Origin of the sequence: Granulicella sibirica, assembly GCF_004115155.1 — a bacterium.
GTDB classification, from domain to species: Bacteria; Acidobacteriota; Terriglobia; order Terriglobales; family Acidobacteriaceae; genus Edaphobacter; species Edaphobacter sibiricus.
In genome coordinates, this window is sequence record NZ_RDSM01000002.1 from 1,031,972 (window position 1) to 1,046,734 (window position 14,763).

The 14,763-nt window shown below is 60.4% G+C and carries 16 protein-coding genes; 10 read left to right on the forward strand and 6 right to left on the reverse strand.

What is annotated here, in order from left to right; translation table 11 throughout:
- Nucleotides 1-184: 184 nt before the first annotated feature.
- The 3 genes from mdh to GRAN_RS15220 form a co-directional block, all read right to left on the reverse strand.
- Nucleotides 185-1,114 carry a malate dehydrogenase gene (mdh, locus tag GRAN_RS15210; protein ID WP_128913835.1) on the reverse strand — a complete coding sequence of 310 codons (930 nt, stop codon included), beginning with the start codon at nt 1,112-1,114 and terminating at the stop codon, nt 185-187.
- A gap of 309 nt (nt 1,115-1,423) precedes the next feature.
- Complete coding sequence (locus tag GRAN_RS15215) at nt 1,424-1,846, reverse strand: hypothetical protein (protein ID WP_161570992.1); 423 nt, start codon at nt 1,844-1,846, stop codon at nt 1,424-1,426.
- A gap of 78 nt (nt 1,847-1,924) precedes the next feature.
- Nucleotides 1,925-3,355, reverse strand: a complete 1,431-nt coding sequence (locus GRAN_RS15220; protein ID WP_128913837.1) for a glutamine synthetase family protein — start codon at nt 3,353-3,355, stop codon at nt 1,925-1,927.
- A 568-nt stretch (nt 3,356-3,923) separates the two neighbouring features.
- Between GRAN_RS15220 and GRAN_RS15225 the strand changes: the two genes are divergently transcribed.
- The 10 genes from GRAN_RS15225 (at nt 3,924) to GRAN_RS15265 (ending at nt 10,545) form a co-directional block, all read left to right on the forward strand.
- Nucleotides 3,924-4,853: a carbon-nitrogen hydrolase gene (locus tag GRAN_RS15225; protein WP_128913838.1), complete on the forward strand. Its 930-nt coding sequence runs from the start codon at nt 3,924-3,926 to the stop codon at nt 4,851-4,853.
- A gap of 9 nt (nt 4,854-4,862) precedes the next feature.
- Nucleotides 4,863-5,393 (forward strand): VOC family protein, encoded by a 531-nt coding sequence (locus tag GRAN_RS15230; RefSeq protein WP_128913839.1) that lies wholly within the window; start codon nt 4,863-4,865, stop codon nt 5,391-5,393.
- A gap of 63 nt (nt 5,394-5,456) precedes the next feature.
- Nucleotides 5,457-5,993: a hypothetical protein gene (locus GRAN_RS15235; RefSeq protein WP_128913840.1), complete on the forward strand. Its 537-nt coding sequence runs from the start codon at nt 5,457-5,459 to the stop codon at nt 5,991-5,993.
- A 75-nt stretch (nt 5,994-6,068) separates the two neighbouring features.
- Entirely contained in the window at nt 6,069-7,145 is a 1,077-nt protein-coding gene (locus tag GRAN_RS15240; protein ID WP_128913841.1) for an agmatine deiminase family protein, read from the forward strand.
- A 56-nt stretch (nt 7,146-7,201) separates the two neighbouring features.
- Nucleotides 7,202-7,462, forward strand: coding sequence for a hypothetical protein (locus tag GRAN_RS15245; RefSeq protein WP_128913842.1), 261 nt, complete (start codon nt 7,202-7,204; stop codon nt 7,460-7,462).
- Entirely contained in the window at nt 7,459-7,947 is a 489-nt protein-coding gene (locus GRAN_RS15250) for a PIN domain-containing protein (protein ID WP_128913843.1), read from the forward strand. The genes GRAN_RS15245 and GRAN_RS15250 overlap by 4 nt, the downstream gene beginning before the upstream one ends.
- 164 nt (nt 7,948-8,111) lie before the next feature.
- Nucleotides 8,112-8,270: a hypothetical protein gene (locus tag GRAN_RS25540; RefSeq protein ID WP_161570993.1), complete on the forward strand. Its 159-nt coding sequence runs from the start codon at nt 8,112-8,114 to the stop codon at nt 8,268-8,270.
- A 27-nt stretch (nt 8,271-8,297) separates the two neighbouring features.
- The gene (gene tadA, locus GRAN_RS15255) at nt 8,298-9,137 is read left to right on the forward strand and encodes a tRNA adenosine(34) deaminase TadA (RefSeq protein WP_128913844.1); all 840 of its coding nucleotides are present in this window, start codon (nt 8,298-8,300) and stop codon (nt 9,135-9,137) included.
- Between the two features lie 359 nt (nt 9,138-9,496).
- The gene (locus GRAN_RS15260; protein WP_128913845.1) at nt 9,497-10,270 is read left to right on the forward strand and encodes an SDR family NAD(P)-dependent oxidoreductase; all 774 of its coding nucleotides are present in this window, start codon (nt 9,497-9,499) and stop codon (nt 10,268-10,270) included.
- A gap of 20 nt (nt 10,271-10,290) precedes the next feature.
- A complete protein-coding gene (locus GRAN_RS15265) occupies nt 10,291-10,545 on the forward strand; it encodes a glutaredoxin family protein (protein ID WP_128913846.1) in 255 nt (84 codons plus the stop codon).
- An 11-nt stretch (nt 10,546-10,556) separates the two neighbouring features.
- On the opposite strand, the gene ypfJ is transcribed toward GRAN_RS15265, so the two are convergent.
- The 3 genes from ypfJ to GRAN_RS15280 form a co-directional block, all read right to left on the reverse strand.
- The gene (gene ypfJ / locus GRAN_RS15270) at nt 10,557-11,471 is read right to left on the reverse strand and encodes a KPN_02809 family neutral zinc metallopeptidase (RefSeq protein ID WP_128913847.1); all 915 of its coding nucleotides are present in this window, start codon (nt 11,469-11,471) and stop codon (nt 10,557-10,559) included.
- Nucleotides 11,472-11,611: 140 nt separating this feature from the next.
- Nucleotides 11,612-14,266, reverse strand: a complete 2,655-nt coding sequence (locus tag GRAN_RS15275) for an ABC transporter permease (RefSeq protein WP_128913848.1) — start codon at nt 14,264-14,266, stop codon at nt 11,612-11,614.
- A gap of 1 nt (nt 14,267) precedes the next feature.
- Entirely contained in the window at nt 14,268-14,597 is a 330-nt protein-coding gene (locus GRAN_RS15280; protein WP_128913849.1) for a PadR family transcriptional regulator, read from the reverse strand.
- Nucleotides 14,598-14,763 lie beyond the last annotated feature (166 nt).

The window sequence follows — 14,763 nt, forward strand, 5'->3', positions numbered from 1 at the left end:
CAAACCTGAAAGAATTGCGAGGTCGCAAAGGAGCTGTTTCAAGGACCACTATGAAGACTCGCAATTCCACCTATGTCTTGTCCCTCATAGGCTTGTGGGAAGACCGCGGCCACCAATTTATGTCTTGAGAAAAGGCCCACTCAGTGAGTGGGCCTTTCCGCAGAGTGAGTTTAGGGAGAAGCCGCTAAGCCACCCCAATCACCGTGCAAAGCTCCTTCACCGAGTCAGCCGACTTCTGCAGCGCAGCCTGCTCCTCCGCCGTAAGCTTGATCTCGATAATCTTCTCCAGCCCCTTCGATCCAAGCTTGCAAGGCACCCCGACATACAGCCCCGAGATCCCATACTCGCCCTGCAGATAAGCCGCGCAAGGCAGGATCTTCTTCTTATCCTTCAGAATCGCCTCGACCATCTCGACAGCCGCAGCCGAAGGCGCATAGTAAGCCGACCCCGTCTTCAGGTGCTTCACAATCTCCGCTCCGCCATTCGCCGTGCGCGTCTCCAGCTCCTTCAAGCGCTCCGGAGCAATCAGCTCCGTAATCGGAATTCCCGCCATCGTCGAGTAGCGCGAGAGCGGGACCATCGTGTCCCCATGCCCGCCCAGCACAAAGGCCGTCACGTTCTCAACGGAAACCTGCAACTCCTCCGCGATAAACGTCCGGAACCGCGCCGAATCCAGCACACCAGCCATCCCGATCACGCGCTCACGCGGAAAACCCGCAGCCTTGAACGCGGCCTGCGCCATCGCATCCAGCGGATTCGAAACCACGATGATGATGGTATCCGGCGACTGTGCGACCACCTTACCAACAACATCCGACATGATCTTGAAGTTCGTCATCAACAGGTCGTCGCGGCTCATACCCGGCTTACGCGGAATCCCCGCGGTAATCACCACCACATCCGACCCAGCCGTATCCGCATAGTCATTGGTGCCGAGGATCGTACAATCCCGTTTCTCGATCGGCATCGCCTGCAGCAGATCGAGCGCCTTACCCTGCGGCACGCCTTCGACCACATCGATCAGCACCACATCCGCAAGCTCCTTGGCCGCAATCCAATGCGCTGCTGTAGCCCCAACATTACCCGCCCCAACGATCGTGACCTTCTTCCGCATACTCTCTCCAAAACCCTAAAAATACCGGCCTAGGCCCGCGTCAACAATCATACGTTCCGGAAGCAACAAGAATCACGCAACGACCGATCACCGCACAACACAGCAACTCCGTGGTGCCACCATCAATGCCATCGGCTTGCCGCCATCAACTTGTCATCCTGAGCGAAGCGCAGGGAAATCGAAGGACCTGCGTGTCTGCCCTTGTTCTTGCCTTTGCCCTTTTGCTTGTCATTCCCGAAGGGAATCTGCGTCTGCCGTTGCTGTTGCTTCCCTGTGATCCTTAGCGAAGCTCAGTCGAGCCGAAGAACCTCACCCCTTCGCCTCCCCACCCAGCAATCCCCGCGCCTCACTCCGCTCATTCACAAGCCCAAGCCTCACCAGCCTCGCCGCAATCGCCCCCGTAGTCCGCCCAAGCTGCACCGCAAGATCCGCAATCTGCCGACGCTGTCCAAACAACCGCCGCAACTCATCATCCTCGGCCCGGCTCCACCCCTGCCCCGCCCGATCCGGTCCCTTTTTGGCCCCTTTCCTCTGCTCCTTCACCTCCTCCGTCCGGCCGCCGCCTTGAACCTCCGTCAGCGCCTCAAGCGCCAGAGCCAACGCCCGCATCACCTCCAGCCGATGCACAACGCTTCCCGGCTCAAGCGCCTTCCCCGTAGCCGGATCCTCCCCCTGTATCAACGCCCGCAGCACATGCCGCGCCGCCTTCCGCCCCGCCTGGTCCGCCATCATCTCTCCTCACAAAAGCAAAGGGGCTCAGACGCAAGTCTGAACCCCAGCTTTCTATTCCCTAAGCTCTACTCTCTGCCCTTAGAACTTGCCCCAGAGCAGCTGGTTGTAAACATCATGGTGGAACTGCACCTCAGGCGCCTTCACGATCGTTCCCAGCAGACGCGGACAACGATCCGCGGAAGCCTGCTTTAGGTCCGCATACCGCCCCTTCACATCGTCTCCAAAAAGCGAAGAAGTCCACGGCGCCTTCCGGAAGTCGTCAATCGCCGTGTACACGTTGTCGGGCAGATACCGATCCGCCTGACGCAGGTTCTTGATCTTCGCCGTCTCACCCTGCAGCCCGGTCTTGAAGATCGCGTACAGCACCATGTAGGGGTTCGCATCCGGCCCAACCGACCGAACCTCGACGCGCGAAGACTTCTCGTTACCGATCGGAATACGAACCATCGACCCACGATCCGTAGCCGAAGCCTTGATCTGGTTCGGAGCCTCGAAGTGAGGATCAAGCCGGCGATACGCATTCACCGAAGCATTCATCACCAGGCAAAGATCGGTGCCGGCCGTCAGGATGCGATCCGTGAACGCCCACGCCATCTTCGAGATCTTCTCCTCGCCCTTCGGATCCCAGAAAAGGTTCTTCCCGTTCTTCGTGATCGAAACGTTCGTATGCATGCCGCTTCCGTTCACGCCCGTTACCGGCTTCGGAAGGAAGCTCGCCGTCATGCCCATCTGCGTGGCCACCTGCCGGCAGATCAGCTTGTAGAGCTGAATCTGATCGGCCGCCGTGACGACATCGCCATACGTGTAATTGATCTCGAACTGCGAAGGCGCAACCTCGGGATGGTCCTTCTCATTCTCGAAGCCCATCGCCCGCTGCACTTCCGCGGTTGTGTCGATGAACTCCCGAAGCGGATCGCCCGGCAGCGAGTGGTAGTAGCCGCCGCTGTTGACGTATTCGAAGCTGCCCGTCTCATGGAACGACCGCTCCGCATCGACGCCTTCGAACAGAAAGCCTTCGATCTCGTTCGCCGCATTCAGCGTCCAGCCATTCGTATCGAACATCTCGTTCGAGAAGTTCTTGAGCACACCGCGAATATCACCCGAGTAGAACTCGCCGTTCTTGTCGATGACCTCGCCGAACACCAGCACCTTGCCCGCCCCAAACACATCAGCCGGCACCCAGTAAAACGCCGCCCAGTCGATCGCCAGGCGCAGATCGCTCTCCCGCTGCGCCGTAAACCCGCGAATCGACGAGCCGTCGAACGTCAGGTTGTCGTAGCTCTTCACCAGGAACTTCTTGTCATAGTCCAGCATGTGCAGACGGCCTTCGAGATCCGAAAACACGACCGTCACAGCCTTGATCGTCTTCTCATCGGTCAGGTACTTCAATCGCTCTTCCTGGATGATCCCCGGAGCCACGCGCTTCTTGCGCTGATCTTTTGCCTGCAGATTAAGCTCTTCCAGCTCTTCGTAGGACAACTCAAGAAAATTGCGAAATTCGCTCGACATGATGCTCCTTTTACGTTGGGGGCGCGTCGCCAGGGAATAAGACTGCGAGAAAACAGATGGTTGTGACGAAGTAAGGCCGGAGGTCGTCCCAGCCATAAAGTTATCAGAAATTTATCGCCGGGCAACCCGGCGTTTGACCTGGAAAAATACCGGAGCTTCCCGCCCGGACGACAGAGCGTTCGGCCCCCTCGAATCCCATAACCCAGGCCCTTTGCAGCAGGACAACTTCCGTTTGGACTTCGCGCCTGTGAGAGCCTCTGGAGAATCTTCCGGCCGACCCGATCGCGCCCGCAAAGAGCCCGCCCATCCGAAAGACATTCCTCGCCCTTGTCCTCACTGCTTTCCTGATTCCTGCAGCAGGAGCGGCCAGGTCACCGCCGTCCTCCACAAAGAACCCACCGGCTGGAAGATGCGCGGCTGGACCTGGACCGGCGTCAAACCTCACCCAGCCAGGTGATTCCCGCCGCAGCCCCGTTGCTTCGTTTCACATTCCCGCGCATCCACTTAAGATAGAAAGTGGTATGCCTGACGAAGCAGCGCGGGCTCACGCGAAGGGAAGCACGTACAGATGTCCTCGAACAAGAAAGTAATCGGCCTCATCCAGATGTCCATGGGCAACGACCCCGCCGCCAACCTCGATAAAGCCGCCGACCGTGTCCGCGAAGCCGCCCGCCAGGGCGCGAACCTCATCTGTCTCCCTGAGCTCTTCAACGCCCAGTATTTCTGCCAGCGCGAAGACCACGACCTCTTCGCCCTCGCCGAGTCCATCCCCGGCCGCAGCACTGACCGCCTCTCCGCCGTCGTCCGCGAAGAGAAGATCGTCCTCGTAGCGAGCCTCTTCGAGCGCCGCGCACCCGGCCTCTACCACAACACCGCGGCCATCCTTGACCACGCCGCCACCGGCAAAGACAACATCAACGGCATCTACCGCAAGATGCACATCCCCGACGACCCCCTTTACTACGAGAAGTTCTACTTCACCCCCGGCGACCTCGGCTTCAAGTCCCTCACCACCAGCCAGGGCCAGGTCGGAACCCTCGTCTGCTGGGACCAGTGGTACCCCGAAGCCGCCCGCGTCACCAGCCTCAAGGGTGCCGAAGTCCTCTTCTTCCCCACAGCCATTGGCTGGCACCCCTCCGAAAAAGAGGAGTACGGAGCCCCCCAGTACGACGCCTGGCGCACCATGCAGCGCGCCCACGCCATCGCCAACGGAGTCTTCGTCGGAGCCGTCAACCGCGTCGGCCACGAGGGCGGCAATGTCATCCTCGACGGCGTCCTCCACCCCGGCCCCGAAGGTGCCGGCCTCGAGTTCTGGGGAGGCTCCTTCATCGCCGACCCCTTCGGCCGCATCCTCGCCGAAGCCAGCCACACCGAGGAAGCCATCCTCATCGCCGAAGTCGACCCGAAGCTCTCCGAGATCACCCGCCAGCACTGGCCCTTCCTCCGCGACCGCCGCATCGACGCCTACGGCGGCATCACCAGCCGCTTCCTCGACTAAGGAGCTCCGTTGCCCCAAACCATCCGCGGCCTCGATCACATCGGAATCACCGTCCCTGACATCGAAGCCGCAACCACCTTCCTCGAAGGAGCCTTCGGCGCAGAGGTCATCTACCAGACCCTCACAAAAGAGGACAAGCCCCAGCAGGGCGGGGCCACCGAGCATCGCCTCCACCTCGCCCAGGGCGCAAGCATCCGCGCCATCCGCATGCTTCGCCTGCAGAACGGCCCCGGTATCGAACTCTTCGAGATGCAATCACCCCACCAGCAGCCCGCTGCAAGGCCAAGCGACCTCGGCCTCCAGCACATGGCTCTCTACGTCGACGACGTCTCCTCAGCCACCTCTCGCTTCAAGGCTGCCGGCGGCACCATCTTCAGCGAGCCTCATCCCCTGCCGCCCCTCGAATCCGGCAAGGACAATCTCTTCTGCTATGGCATCACTCCGTGGGGCATGATGGTCGAATTCGTCAGCTACCCCACCACCCAGCCGTACACACAGGAGACCTCGCTCCGCCGCTGGACGCCCGCACCCACTCAGTAACGAGTCAATCGCCACGATCCGGGGTTCAAAAGAGTCATATCGTCAGTCACACCCGGAGTAAGAATGAACCTCCCCAAAAAGCTTCTAGGCCCCGCGATCGCTCTCGTTCTATCCTTCTTCCTCCCCAAAGCATCCCACGCCCAGATCGGCGTCTACGGCGAGCTCTCCGCCACCCACATCAAGAATCCCAACAACGGCGTATCCACCTCCGCGAACCTGGGCGACAACAACTACTGGACCACCGGCGGCACAGTCGGCGTCTACGACGACTTCTTCCATCTCGGCCCACTCTCCCTCGGTCCCGACCTCCGCTTCTCCGGAGCCTCCGGAGCCAAGTTCGGCCTTGGCGGAGCCCGTCTCGCCTTTCACCCACCCATCTTCCCCATCAAGCCCTACGTCGAAGCCCTCGTCGGCGGCATCTCCGCCTCCAACCTCACCAACACAAAGTCCTCCACCTTGACCTACGAAGTCCTCGGGGGCATCGACTACACCCTCATCCCTCACGTCGACTTCCGCGCCATCGAGATCGGAGGCGGCCAGCTCTCCGACGCCAGCCGCTCCATGCTCACCGTCTCGACCGGCCTCGTCGTCCGTTTCTAACTACCTGCCGCAGCGGTTGCTGACCAGCTAGGAATCAAAACGTCAGCAACCACCCCCACGTACAATCAAAAGCGCATGACGACACCTCGCGCTCAGAACTACCGTATGCCCGCCGAATGGGCCCCGCACGCCGCCACCTGGATCGCCTGGCCCCACAACGCCGAGGATTGGCCCAACAAATTCCAGCCCATCCCCTGGGTCTACGCCGAGATCGTCCGTCACCTCTCCCGCGTTGAAGACGTGCACATCCTCGTCAACGATCTCGCCGCCGAGCGCCGCGCCGCCGCCATGCTCAAGCGCGGTGGCTCCAACCTCGCCCGCATCCACTTCCATCACTGGCCCACCGACCGCGTGTGGCTCCGCGACTCCGGCCCTATCTTCGTCAAGAACCCCGCCGGCGACCTCGCCCTCACCAACTGGAAGTTCAACGCCTGGGCTAAGTACGACAACCACCGCCGCGACAACCTGATCCCCCACCACGTAGCCACCCTCTACGCCACACCCGAGTTCTGCCCCTCGACGGAAACCCCCGAAGGCACCCACCGCTTCGTCCTCGAGGGCGGCAGCATCGACACCAACGGCGCAGGAATCCTCCTCACCACGGAAGAATGCCTCCTCAGCAAAATCCAGGAACGCAACCCAGGCCTGGGCGACGAGTCCCAAACCCGCGCCACCCTCGAAAAAGCATTCTCCGACTATCTTGGCATCGACCAGACCCTCTGGCTCCATCGCGGAGCCGCCGGCGACGACACCCACGGCCACGTCGACGACATCACCCGCTTCGTAGCCGAAAACCGCATCATCACCTGCGTCGAGCCAAACACCGCCGACGAAAACCACCTCCCGCTAGCCGAGAACCTCGACCGCCTCCGCACCGCCCGCAATCTGCAAGGCGAACCCTTCGAGATCCTCGAACTCCCCATGCCGGAACCCGTCCTCTTCGAGGGCCAGCGCCTTCCCGCCAGCTACGCCAACTTCTACATCGCCAACGACCTCGTGCTCGTCCCCACCTTCAACGACGCCAACGACCGCCGCGCCCTCAACCTCTTAGCCGACTGCTTCCCCACACGCCAGATCGTAGGCATCCACTGCGTCGACCTCATCTGGGGCCTCGGCGCCCTCCATTGCATGACCCAGCAGGAACCCGCATAGGCATATGCCATTCAGATCAGTCTCAGGCCATAGAATAAGACCGGAAGGAGTGCCCAATGACAGTATCGGAAGCTATCGAGGTTGCAAAGGGACATCTCACTACTGTTCTCCCCGAACTCGCCGCATCGTTTCAGATAGAAGAGCTGGAGACTCCTCCCTACAGATCGAATTGGTCCTTCACGTTCAGCGCTCTACCAGCGAGTGGTGAAGCCAGCAGCGCGCTTGCCCAGCTTTTGCGTCAAAGACGCGTTACAAAATCAGTGGAGATCGACGCCGAGTCCGGGGCCTTGATATCGATTAAGAATGCTGTTGCATGACGCTCGAGATGGCAGTCCTCGATAGGTATCGAGGCAAACGCGTCCTTATCGACGCCAACTTGCTTCTCCTCTTTTTAGTTGGATCCTACGAAAGAGGGCGAATCGCGCGATTCAAGAGGACAGCACAATTCTCTGTAGATGACTTCGACACTCTTTCTGCCGTTTTGCTTCAGTTCAGCACCATTGTTACAACTCCGCACATTCTCACCGAAGTGAGCAATCTTTCGAACTCCTTGCCGGAGCATCTGAAGACATCTTGGTGGGAACACTTCCAGGAAACTGTTGGGAGATTTCTAGAAGTCTATCAACCTGCCGCCCACATAATGAGCGCCGATTCCTTTGATCCTTTTGGTCTCACCGACGCAGCCATTCATAGCGCGGCAGCAGAAACGCTCGTCCTTACCGAGGACTTCAGGCTCTCGGGGTTCCTGCAGACCCAAGGAATTGACGCGTTAAACTTCCGCCACCTGGTGCAGGTCCTCTAAGCGGCCCCGCCTCGTTTAACCTATCGAGTAAGGACCAGAACGTTTATGACCGTAGACGAAGAATCCCTGCAAGAACTTTTCACCACCACTGACCCCGAGGGCCTCATCGCCGCCGGAGCTCCCGCCGACGAATACGAGCCCGAGAGGAGCAACTCATCGCCTCCTTGGCCGAGATTCCCACCGGCAGCGCGAGCCAATCCAAAATCGTCGACATCCTCAACGAAATCTGGCGCAAGGACTTCTCCGCCACCGAAGACCGCCTCGACCATCTCCGCCCCGCCTTCGAGACCCTCGCCAACACCCTCCTCGAGCACTACGAATAACGTGTCGTCAGGCCCACCCTCAAGCAAATGACCGACGAAGCCCACCTACAGGCCGCCATCGCCGAAGCCCGCGCCGCCGAGCAATCCGGCGAAGTCCCTGTAGGTGCGGTCATCGTCCATAACGGCGAAATCCTCGCCACCGGCCAGAACCGCGTCATCCGCGACGCCGACCCCACCGCCCATGCCGAGATCGTCGCCCTCCGCGCCGCGGGCCGCGCCCTCAACAACTACCGCCTGGAACACTGCACCCTCTACACCACCCTCGAGCCTTGCGCCATGTGCGCCGGAGCCATCCTCCATGCCCGCATCGAGCGCCTCGTCTACGCCGCCTCCGACCCCAAAGCCGGTGCCTGCGGTTCTGCGCTCTCGGTCATGAACCATCCCCTCCTCAACCACCGCGTCCAGGTCGAGCCCGGCCTCCTCGCAGAAGAGTGCGGAGCCATGCTGACCGCCTTCTTCCGCTCCCGCAGAAAAGCCGCAAACGCACAGCCAGCCATGGGCATCCAACCGCACGAAAGCACTGCGGAGGCTTCACCCGTGACCACGAAGAAGGCCGCAAAGAAGACCCCGAAGAAGTGGTCGGCGAAGATCAACACCGACTCCACCCACCCCGATCACGGGCTCTTCCTCGAAGACGCGGAGTCCATCGCCAAAGCCCTCGCCACGAAGGAAGTCTCACCGAAGGGTCCGGCCTCCGGCATGCGCATGCTGAACTTCTACATCAACCGCGCCGGCAAGAACCTTCCGGCAGACCGGCATAGGGAGCTCGAAAAGGCGAAGGAGATCCTCTCCGGCATCATCGCAAACCAGAAACCCTCCGCGCCGTCTGCCACGAAAAGAGCCACCAGGAAGACCGCTGTTTCCTGACCGGCGAGACATTCACAAACTATTTTTCTCGTTTTTGGCCCAGAAATCGCGTGTCAAGCCCCAATACGACGTAAATGCATCAAAGCAAAGAAGATCGCCGTGTCCTTTTAGTTATGGACGCTCATCGATAATAAAAGAAGGGTTCAAAAGAAGAGCGCTTGGTCCGCCCGCCCGACAAAAGACGCCGTAAGCCCTTTGGAATCTAATATTTGACGCCTAAGTGCCAAAGAATGAGCAACTTGCAAACAGCGGATATACGCAAGTTGTTCATTCTATGAAACTTACACGCGGGCTATGGGAGGGGGGATAGCCCCTCGAAAAGTGTTTGAATCACAACGAACCGTGGGAGATGGGAATCTATGTCAGACCGCCTCAAAGGAAAAGTCGCCATCGTCACCGGATCTACCTCCGGAATCGGTCAAGCCATCGCCATCCGCTTCGGCCAGGAAGGCGCAAGCGTCGTGGTCGACTACCGCGAGCACATGGAAGGTGCCAACGATACCAAGGCCGCCATCGAGGCCGCAGGTTCGAAGTGCATCCTCGTCAAGTCGGACGTCTCCAAACAGCCCGATACGCAGAACCTCGTCGATCAGGCCTGGTCCCAGCTCGGAGCTTGCGACATCCTCGTCAACAATGCCGGTATCGAGAAGAACGCTCCCTTCGTCGACATCACCGAAGCCGACTACGACGCCGTCATGGACGTCAACCTTAAGGGCGCCTTCTTCATCACCCAGTTCTTCGTCCGCCGTCTAAAAGAAGCAAAGAAACCCGGCCGCGTCATCAACATCTCCTCCGTCCACGAGGACATGGTCTTCCCCAATTTCACCACGTACTGCTGTTCCAAGGGCGGCATGCGCATGATGATGCGCAATCTCGCCGTCGAACTCGGCCCCCTCGGCATCACGGTCAACAACATCGCCCCCGGAGCCATCAACACCCCCATCAACGCCTCGCTCCTTCAGGACAAGCCAAAGCTCAACGCTCTCCTCGCCAACATCCCCCTCGGCCGCCTCGGCAACCCGGACGAGGTCGCAGGCCTGGCCGTCCTCCTCGCCGGCGAAGAAGGCGGATACACCACCGGGTCCACCTTCGTCGTCGACGGCGGCCTCATGCGCAACTATCACGAACAATAGCGAAAAGGTAAACTACCTCCATGGACCTCACTCTCTATTCCGCAAGCTGGTGCCGCGATTGCCGCGAAGCGAAGAAGTTCCTCGCCAAGCACAGCATCCCCTACACCGAGATCGACATCGAGGCCACCCCAGGAGCAGCCGACGAAGTGCTCGCCCACGTAGGCAAGCGCGCCATCCCCCAGTTCGTCGTCGACGGAAAGTGGATCCAGCCCTATAAACCCGGTCGCGGCTTCATGCATGCCGAGATGTCGGAGCTATTCGGCGTAGCCGAATAGTCCGGCATTCGTTACAGATCCGGCCCCGCCCCAAATGTATTGCATGAATCAATCGTTCCACCCTGAAGCCCGCGCGTAAACCACTTCTCCCTCTGGGCCGAGCTGCCGTGCGTGAACGTATCCGGATTCACCGTACCCCGCTCCATCTTCTGCAGGTGATCGTCGCCCACGGCGGCAGCCGCCTTCAATCCTCCCTGAATATCATCGGGATGAATGAACCCCTGCGCCTCGCCGCTCTTCGCCCACATCCCGGCGAAGCAGTCCGCCTGTAACTCCACTTCGACCGACACATGGTTCCGCTCGTCCGGATCCTGCTGCTCCAACCTCCGCACCTTCTGCTCCGTCCCGAGCAGATTCTGAATGTGGTGTCCAAGCTCGTGCGCAACAACATAAGCCTGCGCAAACTCTGCCGTTCCCCCGCCGAACTTCGCCAACTCATCCCAGAACCCAAGATCCATATAGATCTTCTCGTCCGCCGGGCAATAGAAAGGTCCCGTCGACGACCGAGCCGTGCCGCACCCCGAGTAAGTCGACCCCCGATAAAGCACAAGCTTCGCCCGCCGGTACTGCACACCCTCGCCTGAGAGTGTCTGCTGCCAATACGCCTGCGCCTTCCCCAGCGTGAACGACACAAGCTGCGCCGACCGGCTCTCCGCCGCCGACTCCTGCACCGGAGCTCCCGACCTCGACCCTTGATCGTCATACTGGCTCTGCCTCGGCTGGGGAGCGCTCTGCCCCCCACCGCTGAGATAGCTCCCAATGTAGTTATGCCCCGTCACCAGGCTCACCACCACAAGCACCACCACCCCAACAATCCCCAGGCCACCACCACCGCCCCCGCCAAAGCCGAAGCCACCACCACCGCCCCCGGAGTCTCCCCGCCGATCTTCAACATCGCTACTTAGTCCGCCCGGCGTCCAATCCATCGTTCCTATCCTCCAAAAGTTATCGTCCCACGCATGTCCACTCTACGTCCCGGCGGATATCAACAACATCGCCAAACGTGACAACCATATGGATGCGTAAAACTCCCCTCCCGAAGTCCTGTCTCAAGATGAACTTCCGCCTACTCCGCCCGCAGAATCTCCACCGGTTGAATCCGCAGCGCTCGAGCCACCGCCGGAACCGTCGCAAATGCCACCGCCGCCAGGATCACCCCGGAAGGAATCGCCAGCGCCACCGGATCCGACGCCTTCACCTGGTAGAACAGCGTCTCAATGGATCGAGCCGCAGCCAACCCCAACCCAACTCCCGCGATCAGGCCTACAGCCACCATCGCGAGCACATCCCGTAGCACGAGCCCCGCGATCGCCCCTCCTCTCGCTCCCACCGCAACCCGAATCCCGATCTCCCTCCGCCGCTGGATCACCGAGTAGTTCAGCACCCCATACAATCCAATCCCGGCCAGCAGAAGTGCCACTGCCGCAAAGAACACCCCGAGCATCGCCAGCAGTCTCTCTCGCACCATCTGCCCATCCACCAGCTCTTGTTGCGTCCGGACATTCGTCACTCGAAACCCTGCTCTCGTCCCTGCCGCTTTCTTTCGTAGCTCCTGCTCCATGGTCCTTGGATTCTTCGCGGCCGTCCTCACCACGAACGTCCCTCCGTTCGGACGCTCCACCACTCCCTTGGCATCACGCCGACGGAACGGCAAGAACGCCACCGGCAAAATCCCCTCCCGCAGGTTCCGATATGGGGCATCGGCCACCACACCGACGACGTCCATATGATTCTGGACCCCATCATCTCCAGTCTTATCGAAGCTTCTCCCTACTGGGTCCAGGCCATGGAAGAAGTCCTTCACGAACGTCTCGTTCACCACCACCGCGCCCGGAAGCACATCGGAGTCGCGCAGATCCCTTCCCGACCGAAGAGCCATCCCCATCGTCTCGAACCACTTCGGCGACACGCTAAGGAAATACCCAAGCTCGACGTTTGGCGGACCGCCGTTCACCGCGATGGCGTCATTCCACGCGCTTCCATTCATCAGCGGCCATCCCGAGGTAGCCACACCTGTCACCCCCGGCACCGACCGCAACCCGCTCGCAACCTCATCCCACGCCTCAGGGGGTTGTCCGTGCGGAGCCACCATCTCCAGCACGAGCACTCCATCCGGCCGGTATCCCAAAGGAAGCGCCGAAAGCCGCTGGAACGTCGTCACGAACAGTCCCGCCGTAAACACAACCAGGAAGCAGAACGCCACTTGGGCCGCTATCATCCAGTGCGTGAGCCGTCGCCTCGCATGCGGATCTTCACCGCCCTTCAACGCACTCATCGGCTTTACCGCCGACGCTCGTAACGCAGGCATCAGTCCAAAGAGCAGCATCACCGCAACCAGCAGACCCGCGCCAAACCCGAACACTCTCCAATCCGCCGGAAGATCCAGTCGCACCGGGTTATCTGCATTGCTGATCATTTCCACAACAATCGGAGCAAATCGCCACGCAAGCAGAGCACCCACGGCCGCAGCCATACTCGCCAGCATCGCGCTCTCTACCAGCACCATCTGCACCAGACGCGCGCGTCCCGCGCCAAGCGACACCCGCAGAGCCATCTCCCGAGCCCTCGCCGAGGCTAGCGCCGTCATGAGGTTCGCCACGTTTGCGCACGCAATCAAAAGCACAAGGAATACGAGCACCCCAAGCCAGGTCAACGCTCCCCGGTAGTCCGTCTGCAGCCCCGACACACCGGCCCGCGCCGAGTTCAACACAAGATGTTGATTCAGGTAGTTATCGATACTCTGCTGCGACAGCCCTTTGAAGTTCTTCGCACGCTCCGCCTCAAAACCCCGGCTCACCGCGTCTAACCTCGCCCGCATGGGTTCGACCTCCGCGCCCGGCACCATCACCGCAAGCGTCCTGTGCCATGTCACGTCCCGGCGAATAGACCATGGATTCATCATCGTGGGAAGAAAGATCTCGGTCGCTGTTCCCGGCTCCATCCCGGCAAACCCTTTTGGCCCGACCCCCACCACTTCGAAGATCTCGTCCTCCAGCCGGAACGTCCTCCCAATCACCTTCGGATCCCGCGCAAAACGCTTCGTCCAGAAATCATAGGAAAGGACCGCATAGGGATGAGCCTTCGGAACACGGTCTTCTTCAGCCGTAAAGAACCTGCCAAGGGAGGGAGAAAGCCCAAAGCCTTCGAACATCGCCCCGGAAACATACTGCACACTTCCCTTTTCCATCTCCGCATCGGAGGCGAACGTCAGGTCGCTCCGATTGGTATACGAAAGCGCGATCAACTCCGCACTCCCTCGCGCCGCCTCCCGCATTCTCTGAAACGCCGGATAGGCCCACCCATCGAACGTCGAGGGCTTCCCTTCCCAGCTCAACCCCTCCCTGGAAAGTGCCATCAGCCTCTCCGGATGACTCACAGGTAGAGGCCGCAGCAATAAGGCGTCTATCAGTCGAAACGCCGACACGCACGACCCGATCGCCAGCGCCAGCGAGAGCACCGCCGCCACCGAGGTCACCCGGTTCCGTCGCAACTGTCTCCATCCAAACACAACGTCCGCCCTCATCCCCTCCAACCACCCTGTGACCCGCGCCTCACGGCTTGCCTCCCGCTGCCGCAGCATCGACCCGAACGCCCTCCGCGCCTCATGCGGATCACGCCCGTCCGCAATAGCCTCGGCGATATGCGACTCGAACTCCTCATCCAGGAGCCGGTTCACCCTCTCACCCCGAAACGCATTCACCGCCCGTGTCCACCAGGCCATATCAAGCCTCCAGTAACACTCGATTGATCGCCGAACTCACCATCTCCCAGCGGCTCTCCTCCACCGCCAGTTGCTTCTTCCCCACCAACGTCAGCTCATAGGTCCGAGCCCTGCGCCCGCTCTCCTTCACCACCCACTTCGCCCGGATCCATCCCGACTCCTCCATCCGGTGCAGCGCCGGATATAGAGAGCCCTCCTCCGCCTGTAGCACCTCTCCCGAGCTCTCCTTGATAGCGGTCATAATGCTGTACCCATGTAACCCGGGCCGGCGCGACAGCAGCTTCAACACCAGCAGATTCAGCGAACCCTGCATTGAGTCAATTTTCTTCATACCCAGACATCTATACCTAGACATCTAGGCACATGTCAACTGATTCCCGCTTCCACCCACGGAAACCAAAATGCCACGCAGAAGAATCTCCACAAGTCTGCCTTTCAAGGCATATACTTGGCCGCATCCCGATGACTGTGAATGTTCTTAGCGTGATCGGCGATGC

Excerpts from the sequence above, each read along its gene's own strand:
- GRAN_RS15265 (WP_128913846.1), top strand. The coding sequence starts at position 10,291 with ATGGACCTCACTCTCTATTCCGCAAGCTGGTGCCGCGATTGCCGCGAA.
- GRAN_RS15240 (WP_128913841.1), top strand. The coding sequence starts at position 6,069 with ATGACGACACCTCGCGCTCAGAACTACCGTATGCCCGCCGAATGGGCC.
- GRAN_RS15260 (WP_128913845.1), top strand. The coding sequence starts at position 9,497 with ATGTCAGACCGCCTCAAAGGAAAAGTCGCCATCGTCACCGGATCTACC.
- GRAN_RS15245 (WP_128913842.1), top strand. The coding sequence starts at position 7,202 with ATGACAGTATCGGAAGCTATCGAGGTTGCAAAGGGACATCTCACTACT.
- GRAN_RS15275 (WP_128913848.1), bottom strand. The coding sequence starts at position 14,266 with ATGGCCTGGTGGACACGGGCGGTGAATGCGTTTCGGGGTGAGAGGGTG.
- GRAN_RS15235 (WP_128913840.1), top strand. The coding sequence starts at position 5,457 with ATGAACCTCCCCAAAAAGCTTCTAGGCCCCGCGATCGCTCTCGTTCTA.
- GRAN_RS15280 (WP_128913849.1), bottom strand. The coding sequence starts at position 14,597 with ATGAAGAAAATTGACTCAATGCAGGGTTCGCTGAATCTGCTGGTGTTG.
- GRAN_RS15215 (WP_161570992.1), bottom strand. The coding sequence starts at position 1,846 with ATGATGGCGGACCAGGCGGGGCGGAAGGCGGCGCGGCATGTGCTGCGG.
- ypfJ (WP_128913847.1), bottom strand. The coding sequence starts at position 11,471 with ATGGATTGGACGCCGGGCGGACTAAGTAGCGATGTTGAAGATCGGCGG.
- mdh (WP_128913835.1), bottom strand. The coding sequence starts at position 1,114 with ATGCGGAAGAAGGTCACGATCGTTGGGGCGGGTAATGTTGGGGCTACA.
- tadA (WP_128913844.1), top strand. The coding sequence starts at position 8,298 with ATGACCGACGAAGCCCACCTACAGGCCGCCATCGCCGAAGCCCGCGCC.
- GRAN_RS15225 (WP_128913838.1), top strand. The coding sequence starts at position 3,924 with ATGTCCTCGAACAAGAAAGTAATCGGCCTCATCCAGATGTCCATGGGC.
- GRAN_RS15250 (WP_128913843.1), top strand. The coding sequence starts at position 7,459 with ATGACGCTCGAGATGGCAGTCCTCGATAGGTATCGAGGCAAACGCGTC.
- GRAN_RS15220 (WP_128913837.1), bottom strand. The coding sequence starts at position 3,355 with ATGTCGAGCGAATTTCGCAATTTTCTTGAGTTGTCCTACGAAGAGCTG.